Origin of the sequence: Enterobacter sp. JJBC, from assembly GCF_036936505.1 — a bacterium.
In the GTDB taxonomy this organism is placed as follows: domain Bacteria; phylum Pseudomonadota; class Gammaproteobacteria; order Enterobacterales; family Enterobacteriaceae; genus Enterobacter; species Enterobacter hormaechei_C.
The window spans coordinates 22,233-39,256 of record NZ_CP136937.1; the positions used below are offsets into that span (position 1 = coordinate 22,233).

11 protein-coding genes and 3 pseudogenes are annotated in these 17,024 nt (G+C 53.6%); 6 read left to right on the plus strand and 8 right to left on the minus strand.

Annotation, left to right across the window (positions count from 1 at the left end; genetic code table 11):
* Positions 1 to 131 precede the first annotated feature (131 nt).
* Positions 132 to 7,070 (minus strand): Ig-like domain-containing protein, encoded by a 6,939-nt coding sequence (locus RY075_RS23840; RefSeq protein ID WP_338628856.1) that lies wholly within the window; start codon positions 7,068 to 7,070, stop codon positions 132 to 134.
* A gap of 581 nt (positions 7,071 to 7,651) precedes the next feature.
* On the opposite strand from RY075_RS23840, the pseudogene RY075_RS23845 reads away from it, so the two are divergent.
* The 5 genes and pseudogenes from RY075_RS23845 to RY075_RS23865 form a co-directional block, all read left to right on the plus strand.
* Positions 7,652 to 8,183, plus strand: a pseudogene (locus RY075_RS23845) (IS6 family transposase); the annotation flags it as partial.
* A gap of 119 nt (positions 8,184 to 8,302) precedes the next feature.
* Complete coding sequence (locus RY075_RS23850; protein WP_338627974.1) at positions 8,303 to 8,491, plus strand: hypothetical protein; 189 nt, start codon at positions 8,303 to 8,305, stop codon at positions 8,489 to 8,491.
* 8 nt (positions 8,492 to 8,499) lie between these two features.
* Complete coding sequence (locus RY075_RS23855; RefSeq protein WP_338627973.1) at positions 8,500 to 9,699, plus strand: IS91 family transposase; 1,200 nt, start codon at positions 8,500 to 8,502, stop codon at positions 9,697 to 9,699.
* A 171-nt stretch (positions 9,700 to 9,870) separates the two neighbouring features.
* Positions 9,871 to 11,385: pseudogene (locus RY075_RS23860) on the plus strand (Tn3 family transposase); the annotation flags it as partial.
* Positions 11,386 to 11,450: 65 nt separating this feature from the next.
* On the plus strand, positions 11,451 to 11,597 hold the full coding sequence (locus RY075_RS23865) for a hypothetical protein (RefSeq protein WP_338628850.1): 147 nt from the start codon (positions 11,451 to 11,453) through the stop codon (positions 11,595 to 11,597).
* 855 nt (positions 11,598 to 12,452) lie between these two features.
* Here the strand turns inward: RY075_RS23865 and repA are convergent.
* Both repA and tap read right to left on the minus strand, forming a co-directional pair.
* The gene (repA, locus tag RY075_RS23870) at positions 12,453 to 13,328 is read right to left on the minus strand and encodes an incFII family plasmid replication initiator RepA (protein ID WP_338628851.1); all 876 of its coding nucleotides are present in this window, start codon (positions 13,326 to 13,328) and stop codon (positions 12,453 to 12,455) included.
* Positions 13,309 to 13,386, minus strand: coding sequence for a RepA leader peptide Tap (tap, locus tag RY075_RS23875; protein ID WP_020323529.1), 78 nt, complete (start codon positions 13,384 to 13,386; stop codon positions 13,309 to 13,311). The genes repA and tap overlap by 20 nt, the downstream gene beginning before the upstream one ends.
* An 82-nt stretch (positions 13,387 to 13,468) precedes the next feature.
* On the opposite strand from tap, the pseudogene RY075_RS23880 reads away from it, so the two are divergent.
* Positions 13,469 to 13,579 (plus strand): annotated as a pseudogene (locus tag RY075_RS23880) (replication protein RepA).
* Positions 13,580 to 13,619: 40 nt separating this feature from the next.
* Here the strand turns inward: RY075_RS23880 and RY075_RS23885 are convergent.
* The 5 genes from RY075_RS23885 to traX form a co-directional block, all read right to left on the minus strand.
* Positions 13,620 to 13,871 (minus strand): replication regulatory protein RepA, encoded by a 252-nt coding sequence (locus RY075_RS23885; protein WP_032635028.1) that lies wholly within the window; start codon positions 13,869 to 13,871, stop codon positions 13,620 to 13,622.
* Between the two features lie 152 nt (positions 13,872 to 14,023).
* Entirely contained in the window at positions 14,024 to 14,569 is a 546-nt protein-coding gene (locus tag RY075_RS23890; RefSeq protein ID WP_221704126.1) for a phospholipase D family protein, read from the minus strand.
* A gap of 147 nt (positions 14,570 to 14,716) precedes the next feature.
* Complete coding sequence (locus RY075_RS23895) at positions 14,717 to 15,508, minus strand: DsbA family protein (protein ID WP_221704127.1); 792 nt, start codon at positions 15,506 to 15,508, stop codon at positions 14,717 to 14,719.
* Positions 15,501 to 16,220, minus strand: a complete 720-nt coding sequence (gene finO / locus RY075_RS23900; RefSeq protein ID WP_333036560.1) for a fertility inhibition protein FinO — start codon at positions 16,218 to 16,220, stop codon at positions 15,501 to 15,503. Before finO ends, RY075_RS23895 begins: the two co-directional genes overlap by 8 nt.
* Positions 16,221 to 16,286: 66 nt before the next feature.
* Positions 16,287 to 17,024, minus strand: coding sequence for a type-F conjugative transfer system pilin acetylase TraX (gene traX / locus RY075_RS23905; protein WP_333036557.1), 738 nt, complete (start codon positions 17,022 to 17,024; stop codon positions 16,287 to 16,289).

A 17,024-nucleotide genomic window follows, 5' to 3' on the forward strand; every position in this document is an offset into this window, starting at 1 on the left:
ATGATCGAACTGTACATCTCTTAACAAAAAAAAATCTTTTAGGGGAGGGGCATTAAGCATTATCGATTTATTCCTAGTTTTTGACATTATTTTTCTACTCCCCCCTGTTCAAGGGGGGAGATTTGTTTAGCTCAAAAATTATCAATCCGGTCTACATACATGCCGTCGCCATTACCTCCCCAACCATGGCTTTCAGCTGCCCAGTAATCGTAGCTTTTTCCGGCATAGTCAACGGTGATTCCTACCCGATATCCTCCAGTATGATTTCTCCAGCAATTGCTGGCTATTTGAAGCGAACCGAATGCAACTTTTTGGTTTGTTGTTACGGTATCGTATGAGTTCGGGAAATATCCTGTAGCAGAACTCGATCCATTTTGCGTTGCATTGACTCTGGCTTTGACCGACATCGTAGCAAGCAATGTCTTACCGCCAAAATCAATACTGTCTCCGGTGATGACAGCGTTATTCCAATGCTCTCGGCCAAATGCACTTTCCTTACAAGCGTCATCCTCACCCTGCGATGTGATGGTTTTTACCTGCGACCTGACGGTTAAGGCTGTCCAGATGTTCTTGGGTAAGAGATTGTTTACACTAATCGACGAGGACACTTTTTTTGTTTCTAGGTTGCCGTAGCTATTGGCAACCAATGCGACATGTACTGTTTTATCCCAAAACGAAGTGTCCGGGGCCAGGGTTGTCGTTATGCTTCCCGATGGTGACAGTTCCTCTTTGCTGGCAAGAACATTGTCACTACTGTCAAGAAGGTATACGGTCACGCTCTCTGGTTTACTGAATTCATCAGAAGCATCCGCACTCCAGGTAACCGAAAGCGAGTCATCAGTAAATACTGGCGTCCATGTGCCGGAGCTGCCTTTACTTCCTTTGCTTATGTAAGAAACCTCACCAAGATTAACAGATGGCTTTGTATACACCATCACATCGTAATACCCGGAACTGGCATTGTAATAATCATTAGCAAGCACTGTAAGCGTCAAACGGGTTTGTCCCTTACCGATATTTCCCTGAACATTACCTGAACCGGATACGTTTATTACGTTTGTATTACTCGACGTCCATTGGATACTGGCCTGCGACGTCAGCGTGGTGACAGGCTCCTGAAGCGTGAAGGCATCTTCATCCGTCGTTTTCACTACGGAGGTATCGAAACTCACATCAGCAGTCGCTTTGTTCAGTACATAAGCAACATCCGCTGAGGCGGCAAGGAACTGTTCTGTTTCCGGCGTACTGACGGTGACAGTCGTGGCCCCTGGCTTCACTGCAGTTAATTTTCCTGAGCTATCCACCTTAACAACAGCTTCACTCCTGGCCGAATATGTAGCCTTCAGCCCGTCCTGTACATCGCCGTTTGTATAGGTGGCAGTAATATTTCTTTCCTGACCATCAGCCCATACTGCAGTTATAGGGTCACCTGTTCCGGCTTTTAACCCAGGGTTTGCTTTAGACACATTCATTGTGTATGACGCCATCGCCTGGTCATATTGCTCATTCCCGGGGGTGTAAACAGAAATTCTGGCACTGCCGGATTTAAGGAGTGTCACTTTTCCGTTCGCGCCAACAGTTGCCACACTGGTATCCGAACTTGACCACATTTGTTCCACACCTTCTGGCATGCCCCGTACCGCCTGCGATGCGGTAAAGTTTCTTGTCCATGTCACGGGTTGAACGGCATTATCAAATCGTAAATCTGGTGTAATGGCTCCGACTGTGACAGTAGCGGAATCCCCCACTTTTGTACCGTCCACACGTGCACTGAGTGTGACCTGCCCTTTAGTTGTTGCAGTACCTGTTGCCACATAGCGTCCATTCTGCTGGTCCTGAACCTCACTGAGCGCAAAGCCCGACAACGAGTCAGCGCCTTCGATCAAAACCGTTTTTCCTGTGACCGGGTTACCCCAGGTATCTTCCAGGCTGGTTGTGAATTTGACAGTATCCTTACCGTCAGAGCCAATACTGGTTTTGTCTGCACTAAAGGTGGCGTTTTTTATATCCCCGGCGACAACGGTGACGTTATTGGCCTGGATATGGTTATCCGCATCAAGATACGCAGTTATCTGAAGAAGCCCTGCGGTATGGCTTTTCACCGTGGTGGTCGCAATACCTTTTTCATTAGTACGCGACGTTGGCGCATAGCTTTCCGCCTCGCCACGAAGCTGCCAGGAAACCACCACATTATTCAGCGGGTTCCCCTTAGCATCTGTGACTACAGCACTGAAGGTCACCCCGCTGGCGTCACCGGCAGTCAGGCTGGTTTTGTCCGGCGTAACCGCAGTCAGTTTCCAGCTGTCTGTATCGCCTTTCACCGTCAGTATCCGGCTCTTATTCAGCGCCTTGTCACCCACGTTAACAGTCAGCGTGGCAGAGCCTGCCTTGTCGCTGCTCACCGTCATTTTATAGTGGCCAGGCGCATTGCTGTTTTCCTGGCTTTCACCAACGGTCACATCATTATTATCGCTGTGACCACTGACGCTCTTCCCTGTAAGCAGGTTGCCATTACTGTCACGCAATGTCAGTGCCAGTGTGGCTGTCTCTTTTCCGGCCACAACCACTGAAGGTACCAGTGTCAGTTCTGAGCGACTTTCATCCACATCACCGGCACTGAATATCACGTCAGGCGCAGACGTGGTACCTGAAGGGAGAATAGCCTCCACTTTGGCAGTGCCTGCGAGCTTCCGGCTCAGCGTGACATGTGCAGTGCCGGAATTATCCGTGCGGGTCATCTGTGCGCTGAGTGTGCTGCCCTCATTTGCGCTCCAGGTGACAGGGAGCCCTGCTCCCAGAGCATTTTCGTTAATATCGGTCAGCACGGCTGCATACGTGACAACATCGCCTACGGTGGCAGAAGCCGGTGTGACGGTGATACTACCTTTGACTCTGGCAGTATCATTATCAGCCTGGAGCGTTATTGAGGCGGTATGATTGATGCGGATACCGCTGACGTCAGCACTTACCTGGGATGTACCTGCTTTTTTACCCAATACACTTGCCGCGTAGATGCCCGGTGATACCTCGCTGAAAGCGGATACGGTCATATTCAGGTCAGGCGTGAAACCGGCATTTATCTTATCTTTCAGACCCGGGAGCAGATTCCCTTCGACATCACGGGCTGTGACGCTGAGCGTGGCACTTTCTTTTGCTGCAATGATGCTGGACGGAGAGATACTGAGTGAGGATTTATCCGCACTGATATCGCCAGCGGTGAAAGTGACGGCTTTATTTGCCTGAATCGGCGCGCCACCACCCAGCATGGCTGAAACCCGGGCGCTGCCAGCTGCACGACTACTCAGCGTCATTTCAGCCACGCCGTTTTCATCTGTCTTACTCAGGCTTGAGGAAAGAGTACCGAGAGTGGAACTCCAGCCCACTGCAACCCCTTTAAGTTTTGTATTGCCATTCCCATCCTTAACCTGCGCCCGAATCGTCACGGTTTCCTGCCCGTCAGCTCTGGCCGTATCCGGGCCGGATACAGTCACACTGTCAATCTGCGCAGAGTCCTGGCTTGCCAGCAGTGCCAGAGGTGTCTGCAGATTAACCGTTCCACTTGCCGCCTTCAGAGCCCACGCGCCCTCAGCGGTCCCGGTGACTGAAGCCTGATAGACTCCCTCTCCCTTTTCCACTGGCGTAAAGTGGATACCCGATGTTGTATCTGCGCTCCAGTCGATAGTCTTCCCTGGTACAGGGTTATCCCATTTATCGCGGAGGATAAGAGACGCTTGTGCCCTGGATTGGCCGTCAGCCGTAATGGACTGAGGGGACACCGAAAGCTGGCTGTGGTCATTTTCTGGCTCTCCCGGACCAAAAGTCACCTGAGCCGAACCTTTTTTACTGTTATACAGTACGGCAGTGACCGTGGTGAGGACCGCCTCTGTTCCGGTAAGCTGTACCATGGCCTTGCCTTCTGCATTCGTCTGACTGACGGTGTCACTCAGCAGGTTATGGCTGGTCTGCCACGCCACACTGGTGCCAGAGACCGGGTTGTTATTCCCGTCTACCACAGTGGCCGTCAGAATAACGGGTTGCGCCTGTCCTGCGGTCGCGGAAGTGGTACCTGCCGTCACGCTGACATTCGCAGTCTGTTCATCAGATATGGCCGTGAGGACAAGCGACTTCGCATCCCCTTTACCAAGGGATGCGGATACGGTCATCTCACCTGCATGAATCGTTGTCAGGGCAGCGGAGATCGTGCCATCTGCACCCGTCACCGGGTGGGAGGGTGTAATTCCGGCATTATTGTTGTTAGTGAGCGCCACTTCCACACCAGAGAGCGGGTTACCATTGGTGTCAGTAATGCTGACTGTCAGTTCTGCTGAATCTTTACCATTGGCCGTCAGCGTCTGCTTGTTAGTGTTGAATTCCTTGATGACCGGGTTCTGCCTGTCAGCCACGAAGGTAAACGGAGAAGCATCCTTTGACGATGCATTCGTGGACGCAGTCACTACCACGTCACTGTACGCCCGCGTACTGGTAACCCGTACTTCAGCAATCCCCTTTTCTGACGTGACGGTTTGCGCATTATTAAAGACGACGATGCTGCTGTCCTTACTGGATTTCCAGTCAACAGGAATACCGGAAAGTGGGTTTCCATTCTGGTCCTTAATGAGTGCTCTGAATGTCACAGCCGTTACACCGTCAGCAACACCGGACGCAGCAGCTGTATCAACAGAGGTCACAATGGCCGTTGCATTATTGCCGGTAAAGGTAGTCTCCTTTGAGACTGACTGGCTGTTCACGCTGGCAGCCACGTGCGCAATACCTGCAACAGTACTGGTCATCGTGGTGGTGACCATACCCCGGTTATCCGATTTGGCTTTCTCCTCAGCGAGCACTGCGCCATTATCTGCACTGAATGTCACCAGGACGTCCGGTACGGTATTGCCCTTCGCATCAGTCACCCGGGCTGAGACGGTTTTTTCTGTCTTTCCGTCAGCCAGGGAGACCTCAGGAAGAATGCTAAAATCTTTTTGCTCAATCCGCGCCGTGTTCTGGTCAGGACGGAAAGAGAGCTTCAGCGTCTTACTTGCCTTATTGTTGATACTGGCTGTAACGGTTTTTTCGCCTGCAAGCGATGAAGTAACGGGAACAATGACCGTACCATCTGCTTCTGTGATGGCTGACTCTGCAACAGTGGCGCTGTTATCTGCCTGAAGGCTGACTGACTGACCGGGGACAGGATTACTCTGCGCATCGACAACGGTCACACGAAATCTGTTTTGTGACTTACCATCTGCAAGGGCATTGTCTTCAACAATATCCAGAGCGCTTACCATTGCCGTGGCATTGTCTGCGGCCAGCTTAACATCTGCAGACGCAAATTTTGTATTACGGGCTGAGGGTGTAATCGTGAATGCTTCAGGCATCGTCCCGGAGGTGACTGTCATCACATATTCTCCGGCCGCTCGTCGGGTAAACGACGACACGGTGGCGCTGCTGCTCCCGCGAAGCCTGGATGTTTTATCCAGGCTGATTTCTTTTTCCCCAATATCGACCGGGTTCCCTTCTTTATCATTCACCTTAAGGACAAATTCCTGCGTTGTGGTACCATCTGCTGGCAGTGTCGCTGCAGGCGGGGTAAGTGAGCTTGTAGTGGTATCAATCGCCGCCTGTGTAACGGTAATCTGGGTATCTGCACGTCCGGAAGCGTTCCCTTTTTTATCTACGGCAACACCGCTGACGGTGTAGGTGTTAGATGCCTCCACGCCTGAACGGTAAGCCGGCATCACCACCGTCCAGTCACCCCCGTTCTGAACTATTTTACCTCCAGCGGCAATAAGCGGCGAAGCCGACCAGTCAATACGCTCCAGCCCGTACTTACTGTTGACAGATACTCCCAGAGACTTCTGCTCACCGGCATAGCCCGTCACCAGGTCTGCTGTCTTAAGACTGATAACTTCTTTTTTGCGGTACTCCAGCACGATGTTGTTGTTGCGCTCCACCAGGTCATACCGGCTACCGGCAAGACTACGCATGGCTGCCACCGCATCAGGATTAATCTGGTGCTGCCATGGCATTCCCAGCTGGTAGTTCATATCAATACTGAAGCGGGTGTCGCTTTTACCTGACTGCCCCTGCCGCTGCTCTGCACTGAACGTCAGCAGCGGCACTGGCGTGTAATTCACGCCTGCCGTGACGGCGTGCGGATTTCGCTGACGGTTGTCCTTGCCAAACAGAGCCACCTCATCGCCGTAATACTGCTCATAAGTCAGCTTTCCGCCGAACTGCGGCAATGCCGGTAGCCAGTACTGCGCTCTGACATCCCAGCCGTTGGCCGGACGTTCTTCATAGTCCTCAAGGTCCGGTGAGTTTTTCCAGCCCGTCAGTCGGTGGTAGCTGTTGATACCCAGCTTCAGGAAGTCACGCCAGTACTCCCCGCCCAGCCCCACCCGGGCATGCTCCCGGGACAGGTCGTAGTCAAGGAAGGTGTTAGCGCCCAGCATCCAGTCAGCGGCGAACCAGCGGTACCCTAACCCCAGATTAGACTGGGTGCGGTCATCGGTCCGGTGAATACTGCCCTGGGTGAAGACAAGACTGTCCTTTTGTTCGTACAAAGGGACAAGCAGGTCGAGCTGAGAATTTTTAAGAGAGAAGTTTTTATCCGCATCCAGCTGTACGCGGGCCGTTCCGAAACGGCTCAGCCACTGCTGGACTTCACCACCGACAGCCCCGGTCGCCATGCTTCTACCCATGGATGCGGCCGCGTCACTTTTTGCGCTGCCGGCCAGGAAGCTCCCTGCTTGTGAGGCATACCCTGCGACTTTGTTCGCCTGCATGTCTTCACTATTACGACCTGATACGGATGCGGCCGGGACATCGCCCCAGCGCACTTCAGGGAATGGGGCGACAGGAACATCCAGCTCATCACCAGCCTGCAGGTGGTCAAAACCATGCGCAAAAGTGCGGAACTGGTTCAGTTCGCGCAGTAAATCCAGTGATAAATTGTATTTTTTTGCAACAGAAGCCGCGGTTTCACCGACGTCCAGGGTGTAGACCTGCGTACGCTGCGCAGTCAGGGGCGCAGGCTGCGGCAGGAAACGCTGCTCGCCAGCCCCGGCCATCACAGGCGTAAAGGCTATCGCGAGGGGAAAAGCCGCCTGTACAGCGATGTTAAGCCAGGCCAGACGGCGCAGGCCCGGAGAGAGGCCAGCATCCGCGGACGGATGCGATGAGCGCGAACGTATCATTTATAAGTACTCCAGAGAAAGACAATAAATTAATCCCCGCAGCCGGACGAACGTTGCGGTCGCAGCCAGGCTGCTGTAGATGATTAATTGCGGAAAGTAAATAATGATACGGCAATACTTCACGATCAACAAAAACGATCAATAAACTAATATTGATTGTCAAAAGCAATTGAAATGCTTCAATTGATCGCCACAACCGATCGTAATTTAATGGAAAACATCGGGAATCTTCTTAAAACTCAGTCAGAAAGAAACTATCTCTAAGGAAGTCAAATGAGATAGATATAGATAATTGCGCGCCGAAAACAAATATCCGCAACAGAATCAAAACATTTATTTTACACCGCTCGTTTATTGTATGTTTAATATGAGCCGAATAATCAGGGAATATGGGCTCTATTGCAAATATCACGGCGCAGATAGTTTTATTCCCATTTTCACAAGTGACGCTCCCCATGAATGTATTCAAAGGCCGGCATTTTCAGCGCGACATCGTCCTGTAGGCGGTACGCTGGTACTGCAAATATGGCATCAGCTATCGTGAACTCCAGGAAATGCTGGCCGAGCGCGGCGTAAATGTTGATCACACCACCCTTTACCACTGGGTTCAGCGATATGCGCCGGAAATGAAGAAGCGACTACGCTGGCACTGCCGTCAGCCTTCAAGCTTCTGTTCATGGCATCTGGATGAAACTTATATCAAAGTGAATGGCCGGTGGGCTTATCTGTACCAGGCCCTTGACAGCAGGAGCCGCACTGTTGATTTTTTACCTTTACCCGCGCCGCAATACGAAGGCCGCGTCCCGGTTTCTGGGTAAGATTTTAAACAACGTAAAACGGTGGCAGATCCCGCACATCATCAATACGGACAAAGCACCGACTTACGCCCGGGCACTGGCGTTACTGAAACGTCAAGGGAAATGCCCGCCGGAGGTGGAGCACCGGCAGATTAAATACCGGAACAACGTTATCGAATGCGATCATGGGAACAGGGCAGCCTGACGGCTGCAAATTGAAAAACACGACCGTCTGCCTGGCCCGTAGTTGCCATACGCTGAGTGGAATATGTATGATCTAACTACATATTTTCCTCAGGACCTTTCTCCATGATGACCCGCAAAAGTATCGATACCGTCCTCCTCTCCGTTGCCGCTGATAAGCTCTCTCAGCGTGAATGGGACTGGATTAAACTGATGAAGCCCATGGATCCGCCTCCGGTAATGGTCGTCGCTGCCATACTGGAGCACCGCAACGATACTGCCGCTCTCACTCGCCTGCAGGATACCGGAGATTAATCTGCCCCATGTTGTCCGGTTTTACCCCTCGCCCACTTAAAAAACTCTTTACAGCCAACCAGTGTTGGACCTCCTTCCTCGATGCCGGCGGCCTGCGCGATATCGAGGTCGAAGCCGTCACAAAAATGCTCGCCTGCGGTACCCGCATCACCGGCGTGAAGGAGTATGGCTGTGATAATCCCGGCTGCCCGCATGTAAAATACATTACCAATACCTGCCACAGTCGCGCCTGTCCCTCCTGCGGGAAAAAGGCCACTGATATCTGGATTGCCGCTCAGCTCAACCGCCTGCCGGACTGCGACTGGATACACCTCGTCTTCACCCTGCCCGACACGCTGTGGCCCCTGTTTGAGGTCAACCGCTGGCTGCTTAATGACCTCTGCCGCCTGGCAGTCGATAACCTGTTGTATGCCGCCAGCAAGCGTGGGCTGGATATCGGCATTTTCTGCGCAATTCATACCTATGGTCGTCGTCTCAACTGGCATCCGCATGTGCACGTCTCCGTCACCTGCGGCGGTATTGATGCGCACGGCAAATGGAAAAAAATCAGCTTCCGGAAGGACACCATGCGCGCCCGCTGGATGTGGAATATCCGTCAGCTGCTGCTGAGCGTCTGGTCTGATGGCATCGCAATACCCCCTTCGCTGTCGCATATCACCACCGAATCACAGTGGCGCAGCCTGGTACTGACCGCCGGAGGCGATTACTGGCATGTGTACATGTCCAAAAAGACGGCGGGTGGCAAAAACACCGTGAAATATCTGGGCCGTTACCTGAAAAAACCGCCGATAGCAGGCTCCCGGCTGGCACACTATGCCGGCGGTGCCACGCTGAGCTTCCGCTACCATGACCACAATACGGGTGAGCAGGCTACAGAGACGCTGACGCAGCGGGAAATCGTGGCACGCCTGAAGCAGCATATCCCGGAGAAGTTCTTTCGGATGGTGCGGTATTTTGGCTTTCTGGCCAACCGGGTGTGTGGAGAAAAGTTGCCAGCGGTCTACAGCGCACTGGGGATGGATAAACCGGAGGCGGTGGCAAAGGTGTGCTACGCGCAGATGAGCAAGCAGTTCCTGCGACGCGACCCGTTTGAATGCGTGTTGTGCGGAGGGAAGATGGTATACCGTCGTGCGGTGGCCGGCCTGAATGTACAGGGGCTGAAAACTCATGCCCGGGAGATCAGTCTGATGAGGTATATCCCGGCCTGATGCAGGAAAGATCCGCCAGTCGGTTGTAAAAAGCACATAAAACGACCTGAAAAAGCACAAATAACAACCATAGTGCAGGATGCAGACTAACCCGGCAACATACAAATCGGATGGTGATTAAATTTTAGTCAGCTTAATCCGGAGCAGAAATGGTTCCAAATTCCTATACGTGAACTGGTATCAGCAGAGGAACAAGCCGCGGTGCTGGCTGACATGAAAATTCCCTTTCTACAGAAACCGATAAAAACGCAGCTCAAAGCGCTGGAGTCCGAGCTGCACCGACAATGGAAAGCGTTCAATCGCGAACTAAAACAGGGGAAGCTGAAGCATCTGGAATACGATAAAGAAACGCAAAAACTGACTTGGCATAAATCGGTGGTCAGTCGTCATAAGGCACAGAAGAAGCGTTTTTATGAGCAGCTACCGTTCTGCGATATAACTGACGTCTTCCGCTTTGTTAACGAGCAGTGCCGGTTCCTCCCGGCGATGAAACCGCTGCAGCCCCGTTATGCAAAAAAATATGCCGACGCAGACAGTCTGATGGCGGTCATCGTTGCTCAGGCGATGAACCATGGCCATCATGTGATGGCACGAACCAGCGATATTCCACTCCATGTGCTGGAAACCACGTACGAACAGTACCTTCGTCTGGCGTCACTTCTTATAGCCAATAACTGCATCACCGATGCCATAGAAGCCCTGCCGGTTTTTCCGCTCTATTCGTTTGATCCGGAGACCCTTTATGGAGCCGTTGACGGGCAAAAATTTGGCGTTGAACGGCCAACGGTAAAGGCCAGACATTCACGTAAATATTTTGGACGCGGTAAAGGCATGGTGGCCTACACGCTGCTGTGTAACCACATCCCGATCAACGGTTATCTGATAGGCACAAACGAGTATGAAGGCCATCATGTCTTTGATATCTGGTACCGTAACACCTCAGAAGTGAAACCCACAGCCATTACCGGAGACATGCACAGCATCAATAAAGCCAACTTTGCGATCCTGCACTGGTTTGGGCTTCGTTTTGAACCTCATTTCACCGACCTGAGCAAGCAGTTGAAGGAGCTGTATTGTACCAGGGAGCCAGCGGCCTATAAAAAATGTCTGATTCAGCCAGTTGGGCAGATTAATCAGGACCTTATCATCCGCGAAAAAAATAATCTCGATCGTATTGTCGCTACGCTGGGACTGAAGGAGATGACGCAGGGAACGCTGATGCGCAAGCTATGTACGTACACAACAACCAATCCGACAAGACAGGCGATATTTGAATATGACCGGTTGGTTCGCAGCATCTACACACTGAAGTATCTGCGTGATCCGCAACTGGAACGCAATATCCGGCGCTCCCAGAACCGGATTGAATCTTATCACCAGCTACGCGCCGCAGTCTCCAAAGTCGGCGGAAAGAAAGAGTTGAGCGGGAAAAATGACCTTGAAACGGAAATCAGTAACCAGTGCGGGCGGTTGATCTCCAACGCGATCGTTTACTACAACTCTGCAATCCTGTCGCGATTATTGGAGCGTCTGGAAGCGGAAGGCAACGCTAAAGGTATTGAAGCGCTGACCCGGATATCCCCGGTGGCGTGGCAGCACATTTTATTGAACGGGCATTACACCTTTCATAGTAGCAATGAAATCATGGACCTGGATGCACTGGTGGCGGGGCTGAAACTGGGGTAACGGAAATTTCGGCGGTTCCGGCGTAGAACCCCAATCACCTGCCTGCATGGAGGCAGGTGCGACTGATGAACAGGATACTGACGGTCTGTGGTATCGATACCCGGCATAGCCGTAAACGCAACTTCTATATTCGTGTTGTGAATGACGAGCAGCGCGCAGGCATTCTAGGAATGCGCCAGGGGCGCATAGAGGCGCCCTCAGAAGTGGACTAGAGCATAGTGGTTAATGGCGCCGTAGCCCGGCACAGCCGGTTACGCTGTTGACAGGTTCCACCAATCCATCCCTTCCCCCTGCCAGACCAAAACCCGCTGAAAGCAATATAGAAGCTTTTGTGCGGCGTCGGAGTGGTCACGACAAGGCGAAGCCGTAGTCGGGGCGTATCTCCGCGTTAGCGGGCCGTTAGGGCCGCTTACGGGCGTGTACTCAACACCTTCAGCGACACCACTCACAGCCACTCAGAATTCTAGTTACAACATCCATCATCAAAAGCGACGACATTCCCGGCCTTCGGCCGGGGGGGGCCTCGCTTTTCAGTGATGGGGAGGGGCTGTGAGGGTTCAGGCAGGCACTGCTCCTGCTTTTGGGGAATTGTTTCGTATGTTGTAACTATGAATGTACCTGGGGCCCGTCGCGTAGCGATGGGAGCTACTTTAGGCAGTTGCCGAACCGGCGCGGACGTGAGTCCGCTGCAAGGGCGGGCATTATCAGGAGCCTGTCCACAGGTCAGGCGACGAACAGGTTATTTATTTATAAGAGAGAAAGATTATTTATTTAAAAGAAGTACAGAGCTGGTTTTTAAAGGAAACCACGCACTTTGAAATCAGGCCGCTTGGCGCTCTGCAAGCATAACGGTTGTAACTTTATGGAAAGTTCCCTTGCAGTTATTTGTGGGTAACTGAATTCAGCGACCGGACATGATGCTGGCGAGGCAATTTCTGGCCATTCTGATGGCGGAATAGAGTGAATGTCAGGAAGGACGGCCGTCCTTTCGTGCAGAAAACCGTCAGCCGGGAGTAGCAGACGTGCGAAACCCTCCGGCGCCAGCCGGATTTTTCACACAGGAAGGGTTATATGGGGACTGTGGCCAGCCGCGTGTAGTTGTTGCCGCGCGACATCAGCATGCGCTCTTTCACGCGGCGCTCCAGCTCCCGCTTCATGGCATCAAGACCGCCGGTGAATCGTCCGCTGGCGTATTCCCGCGTCAGCTGTTGCTTCACCAGGGTCACAATGTCCTTACGGGTTCTGTCCGCGTCACGTCGCGCACGGGCGCGTTTCAGGCCATGTAACTTACGCTCGGACTGGTAGCTGCGGAACCGTTCGCGCACAAAACGCCAGGCCTTTGCTATCAGCTCGTCCATCTCCAGTGGCTTCAGGTTCTGCTTCTTACGCTGCTGATTTTCCCATTCAACGCGGCTGCGGCGGGCAGCCACAACAGCCACGTCAGAGATATCGAGCACCGAGAACAGTGCCGGCGTGAAGGTAATATCAGTCGGGATATTACAGCCAATCTGAGGGTCATATTCGGTCTGGTAGGTAATCAGCCCCAGCTCCGCCATAAATTTCAGCGCCCGTGTGGCGCGGGTGATGGACAGATTGCCGTTTTTCGACTCTGTGGCCAACCCGCATTCAATCGCCAGGTTGGTTATTGAACGCTGGACACGGTTGGCCAGCGGGTCATAGTGGAAGCACAACCCCTGGAGCAGTGCATCAATGGCACGACGACGCAGCAGAGGCGGCATCCGGTGACGTTTACCCAGCGAGCGTACAAACGCCACATGGACGGAAAAGTCAAAACGGGACGTGAAGCCCTCAGCTTTCGCCATCAGCTTACGACAGAACGGCAGGGTCTTTTTCCCTTCTCGCGGCGTGAATATCGGATTCGGGTTTTTGACCTGACGATAATGGGAGAACAGGGTCTGAGCGTCAGTCACACCTTCCCGCACTTATGTTGCACGGAAGGAGCAAATGGCACAGAAACAGGTATTGAACTTTTCTGAGCATAAAACTATACTCCCTGCATAGAGCAACAGCTTCTATACAGTTTAGGTAAGCCCCGTTAGTCTTCTCTGAGTCGCCAAACCTTGTGAAGATTATCGGGGTTTTGTCTTTTCTGGTCCCGGGTAGACACCTCATCAGAACCAGTTCCCTGCCACCTTACGGCGTGGCCAGCCAAAATTCTTCAAACGATCAGTAATCTAGCACTCAAAATCTTAAGTATCAAGAAAGTGAGTCCATCACGATGCTTTTCGACTAAAAGCTTCCCTTTCAATCAACTTTTCTAACACTTCAGCTTGAGTAACACCATCTTCTTCACAAAGGTTAGAAAGATACTCTTTGATTTCGGGCTTAATAAATACTTTCAGTTCTTTATGCGTAGCCCTTTTTTTAGCCGAAGCAATTTTCTGTCGCTCAGCTTCACTAAGGGGATTACCCTTTCTGTAAGCGCGTTTCGATGAGGAAGTTACTGCATTTCCGACCTGCGACATATTTGCCTCCTCAAGGATCAAGCAAGGATCGTTTCGCAGAGGATACTACAGATATCTGAAATCAGCGACTTAACTTTACGCGTAAGTGTGAGCCATGTTGGCGCATGACTCACCTAGATGGATGTAGATTGCGGATCAAATGACGATGCGACTTAGTATGAAGAATGCCACTCAGTTCCTCCGTCCCAGCGCGATTGCCAGTGCTGAAGGTAGGTTTGTGCCACTTCCGGCACCTCATTAATAACCAGCACATTCTCGCTATTCCTCGATGCAGCAGAGCGAGTGTAGTTAAAGCTACCAGCCTCAACTGTATGATTATCAACAATAATGACTTTGTCATGCATGATGGCGTAGCGACCGTTGGTGCGCAGCGGAATTCCCGCGTTTACCACGATGTTCATCGCCGCCTGGCTGGCTTTGCTCCGGTTACCCTTTTCATCGAGCACTATTCTTACGTCCACACCCCGGCGTTTTGCCCTGACAAGCGCACTAACCACCTCCGGAGACGTAAATGAGTAGCCCATCAGCCGAATTTCGTGCTGTGCTGACTCAATAGTCTTAAGGACCAGCTGCAACGCGCTGCCTTCAGGTGAAAAGCCGACCTGAACGGAGGGAGCTGCTGCTGCGGGCTGAATACAGCTCAGCGAAAGGCATACCAGACCGGACACGGCCAGCTGGCGAAAGGTGAACTTACGCATTAAATAACCCCAGAAATACTGTTCGGATGTGTTAACCAGAAACGCCGGAGACGGGGAAAACTTGCTTTTACCCTTCTCCGGGGTTGGACAACTGAGCACGGCGAAGGCGTCAGTCTCTTTTAGCGGTATCAGGTGGCGGACGCCTGATTATTTTTTGGTATCGCCGGCAGCATGACTGATGGCCTGCTGCAGTGCCTCCGCGCTGGTGTATCCAGGGATAACCGTCACGTTATCAGCACTGGCGCCGGTTGACGGGAGAACCACCAGGGCCGGGGTACCGCTGAAGCCCAGCTGCTGCGCGAGTGTGTTTATGCCATCCAGGGTCCCCTGAACGTCAGGGGCTGTTTTCGCATCGAACTTCACAGCTTTTGCGGCCGCGCTGATATCAGCATCGGTCAGCTTGCCCTCGTTGTGACCGGTAGCGTAAATCGCGTTGTGATAGTGAAGGTAAGCATCGGCCCCCTTCTGCTTCCAGACCTGGAGCCCGGTTTTCGCCGCACTGAGCGACGCCGGCCAGCGCTGGCCAAATATCGGGAATTCCTTGAACACAAAGCGCACGTCCGGGTTAGCTTTTATTACCTTCTCCAGTTCCGGCGCCAGGCGGGCACAGTAGATGCACTGGTAATCAAAGAATTCAACGACCGTCACTTTCGCATCAGCAGGACCATATGATGGTGTGCCTTTATCGTTCAGCAGCGCTGCCTGATTCTGAACCACGGCGGCCGTCATCGCCTGCTGCTGCTTCTCCTGCTGTTGGGCCTGCAGCTTCTGGCTGACCTCAACCAGTACTTCCGGATGAGCCAGCAGGTAGTCCTTCGCGATTTCACCAATGCGGGCTTCCTGCTCCGGGGTAAAGGCAACGGCAGGTTTCTCTGCTGCCCCCGCCACGCCGGAGACCAGAAGGCCTGCGGCAAGCATGACTGAAAGGGTTTTATTCATGTTCATCCTGTGTTTTTCTCTTCTCGGTTGTTATCAGTTCGTTCCGTGCACGGGTGGCGACGCTTCTGACCGCCCTGCGCTGTCGTTTAGCGTGCTCCTGAGCCCTGCGCTCTACGGCATACGCCGCCTCCTCCGCACTCACCGCTGCGACCGGTTCACCGGCAAGGTTTTTACGCCACGCGCCCACCGTCATGGCGCCCAGATACGCATCCGAGCGGGTGACGGCGGCAAGGCAGCGTTTCAGCGTCTTCACGGAGACATCCAGCCCGCGCCGGCGAATGTCATTCACCATCGCCTCCCGGATGTTGACCGCCAGGAGCTGCGGCTGGCCGTCCGTCACCAGGGCCGGCCAGCAACGTTCAAGGAGCGCGAGCGCGTCCGCAAGCGGCATGACCTTCCGGTAAACCGGTTCAGGAGCTGGTTTGCGCCTGGCCGCACGCATGGCCTCCCTCTCCTGCGCCTGTCGCTCAGCCCACTGCCGGGCTTTCTCTGCTTTTCGGGCGGCCTTCTCGTCCGCCTGCGCCTTTTTCGCACTCTCATCCACCGCCTGCTTCCTGACCTTCCAGGCAGGCGTCGTGTTCACCACCACGGTCTTTTTACGTGTGACCCGGCCCGGACCCGCACCGTCCGGTTCACTGTTGCTTACGGCACGCTGACCTTCTGGCTCCGCTTTGCGGCGCAGCGTCAGCGTGGGGCGCCCCTGCTCTGTCATCCTGCCTCCGGATAAATCTGTTTCACGTATACTCCCCTGACTGACCCTATTCTGACACGGCAGATATCACATCACCATCAGTCCGATGACGGCAAGGTGCACCGCGTAGAACAGCGGGAAAAATTCGCGCGGCCAGAAGCGCGGCACGCGGCAACAGCTCCGGCTCAGCACCGTCAGGGTAACGCCGGGTATTACCAGACCCGCGATGGCAAAGGCGGGGCTGTCCGCGGCATTCAGCGCGAGTATCGCCAGTGCCAGACACAGCGCCAGCCCCGTGCGCGTGGTGCGCCGGCCCGTCATACAGACGCCGCAGGCCAGCATCAGCATCACTACCCCCGCCAGCCCGTAACTTCCCTCTGAAAACGGCAGCCAGGCCAGAACCAGCATCAGGGAGAGCGGCCACGCGCGCGGCCCGTGCCGCTGCATAAGCGCCAGCGCCTGTCCGCTGACCGCAAAGGCAAACAGGATATTGCCCAGGTCCGGGCGCAGCCCGGCCAGTATCCAGCCGCCCTGCGCCACGCCCGTCCATATCCAGAGCCGGTTCAGGGCGCGCTGCTGGATCTGCGGATGGCGGGCGAGGTTCATGGCCCAGACCAGGCCAAAGAGCGGAAACGCTCCCCGACCGGCAAGACGCAGCCAGTCATTATCCAGTCCACACAGCATGCAGATATGGTCGGCCACCATCAGGAGCAGCGCCACGGTCTTGATAAGGTCGGTCTGGCCCGGCGTCCACACAAGCAGACGCTGCAGCCAGCAGTCGGCCACCACCACAAGGGGGAACAGCGGATGGTTTTCAGCGCGCAT

Bases quoted from the DNA above. Each gene is read 5' to 3' on its own strand.
- tap (WP_020323529.1), bottom strand. From the start codon at position 13,386: ATGCTCAGAAAAGTTCAATACCTGTTTCTGTGCCATTTGCTCCTTCCG.
- finO (WP_333036560.1), bottom strand. From the start codon at position 16,220: ATGACAGAGCAGGGGCGCCCCACGCTGACGCTGCGCCGCAAAGCGGAG.
- RY075_RS23840 (WP_338628856.1), bottom strand. From the start codon at position 7,070: ATGGCCGGGGCTGGCGAGCAGCGTTTCCTGCCGCAGCCTGCGCCCCTG.
- RY075_RS23865 (WP_338628850.1), top strand. From the start codon at position 11,451: ATGAACAGGATACTGACGGTCTGTGGTATCGATACCCGGCATAGCCGT.
- traX (WP_333036557.1), bottom strand. From the start codon at position 17,024: ATGCGCGCTGAAAACCATCCGCTGTTCCCCCTTGTGGTGGTGGCCGAC.
- RY075_RS23850 (WP_338627974.1), top strand. From the start codon at position 8,303: ATGATGACCCGCAAAAGTATCGATACCGTCCTCCTCTCCGTTGCCGCT.
- RY075_RS23895 (WP_221704127.1), bottom strand. From the start codon at position 15,508: ATGAATAAAACCCTTTCAGTCATGCTTGCCGCAGGCCTTCTGGTCTCC.
- RY075_RS23890 (WP_221704126.1), bottom strand. From the start codon at position 14,569: ATGCGTAAGTTCACCTTTCGCCAGCTGGCCGTGTCCGGTCTGGTATGC.
- RY075_RS23885 (WP_032635028.1), bottom strand. From the start codon at position 13,871: ATGTCGCAGGTCGGAAATGCAGTAACTTCCTCATCGAAACGCGCTTAC.
- RY075_RS23855 (WP_338627973.1), top strand. From the start codon at position 8,500: ATGTTGTCCGGTTTTACCCCTCGCCCACTTAAAAAACTCTTTACAGCC.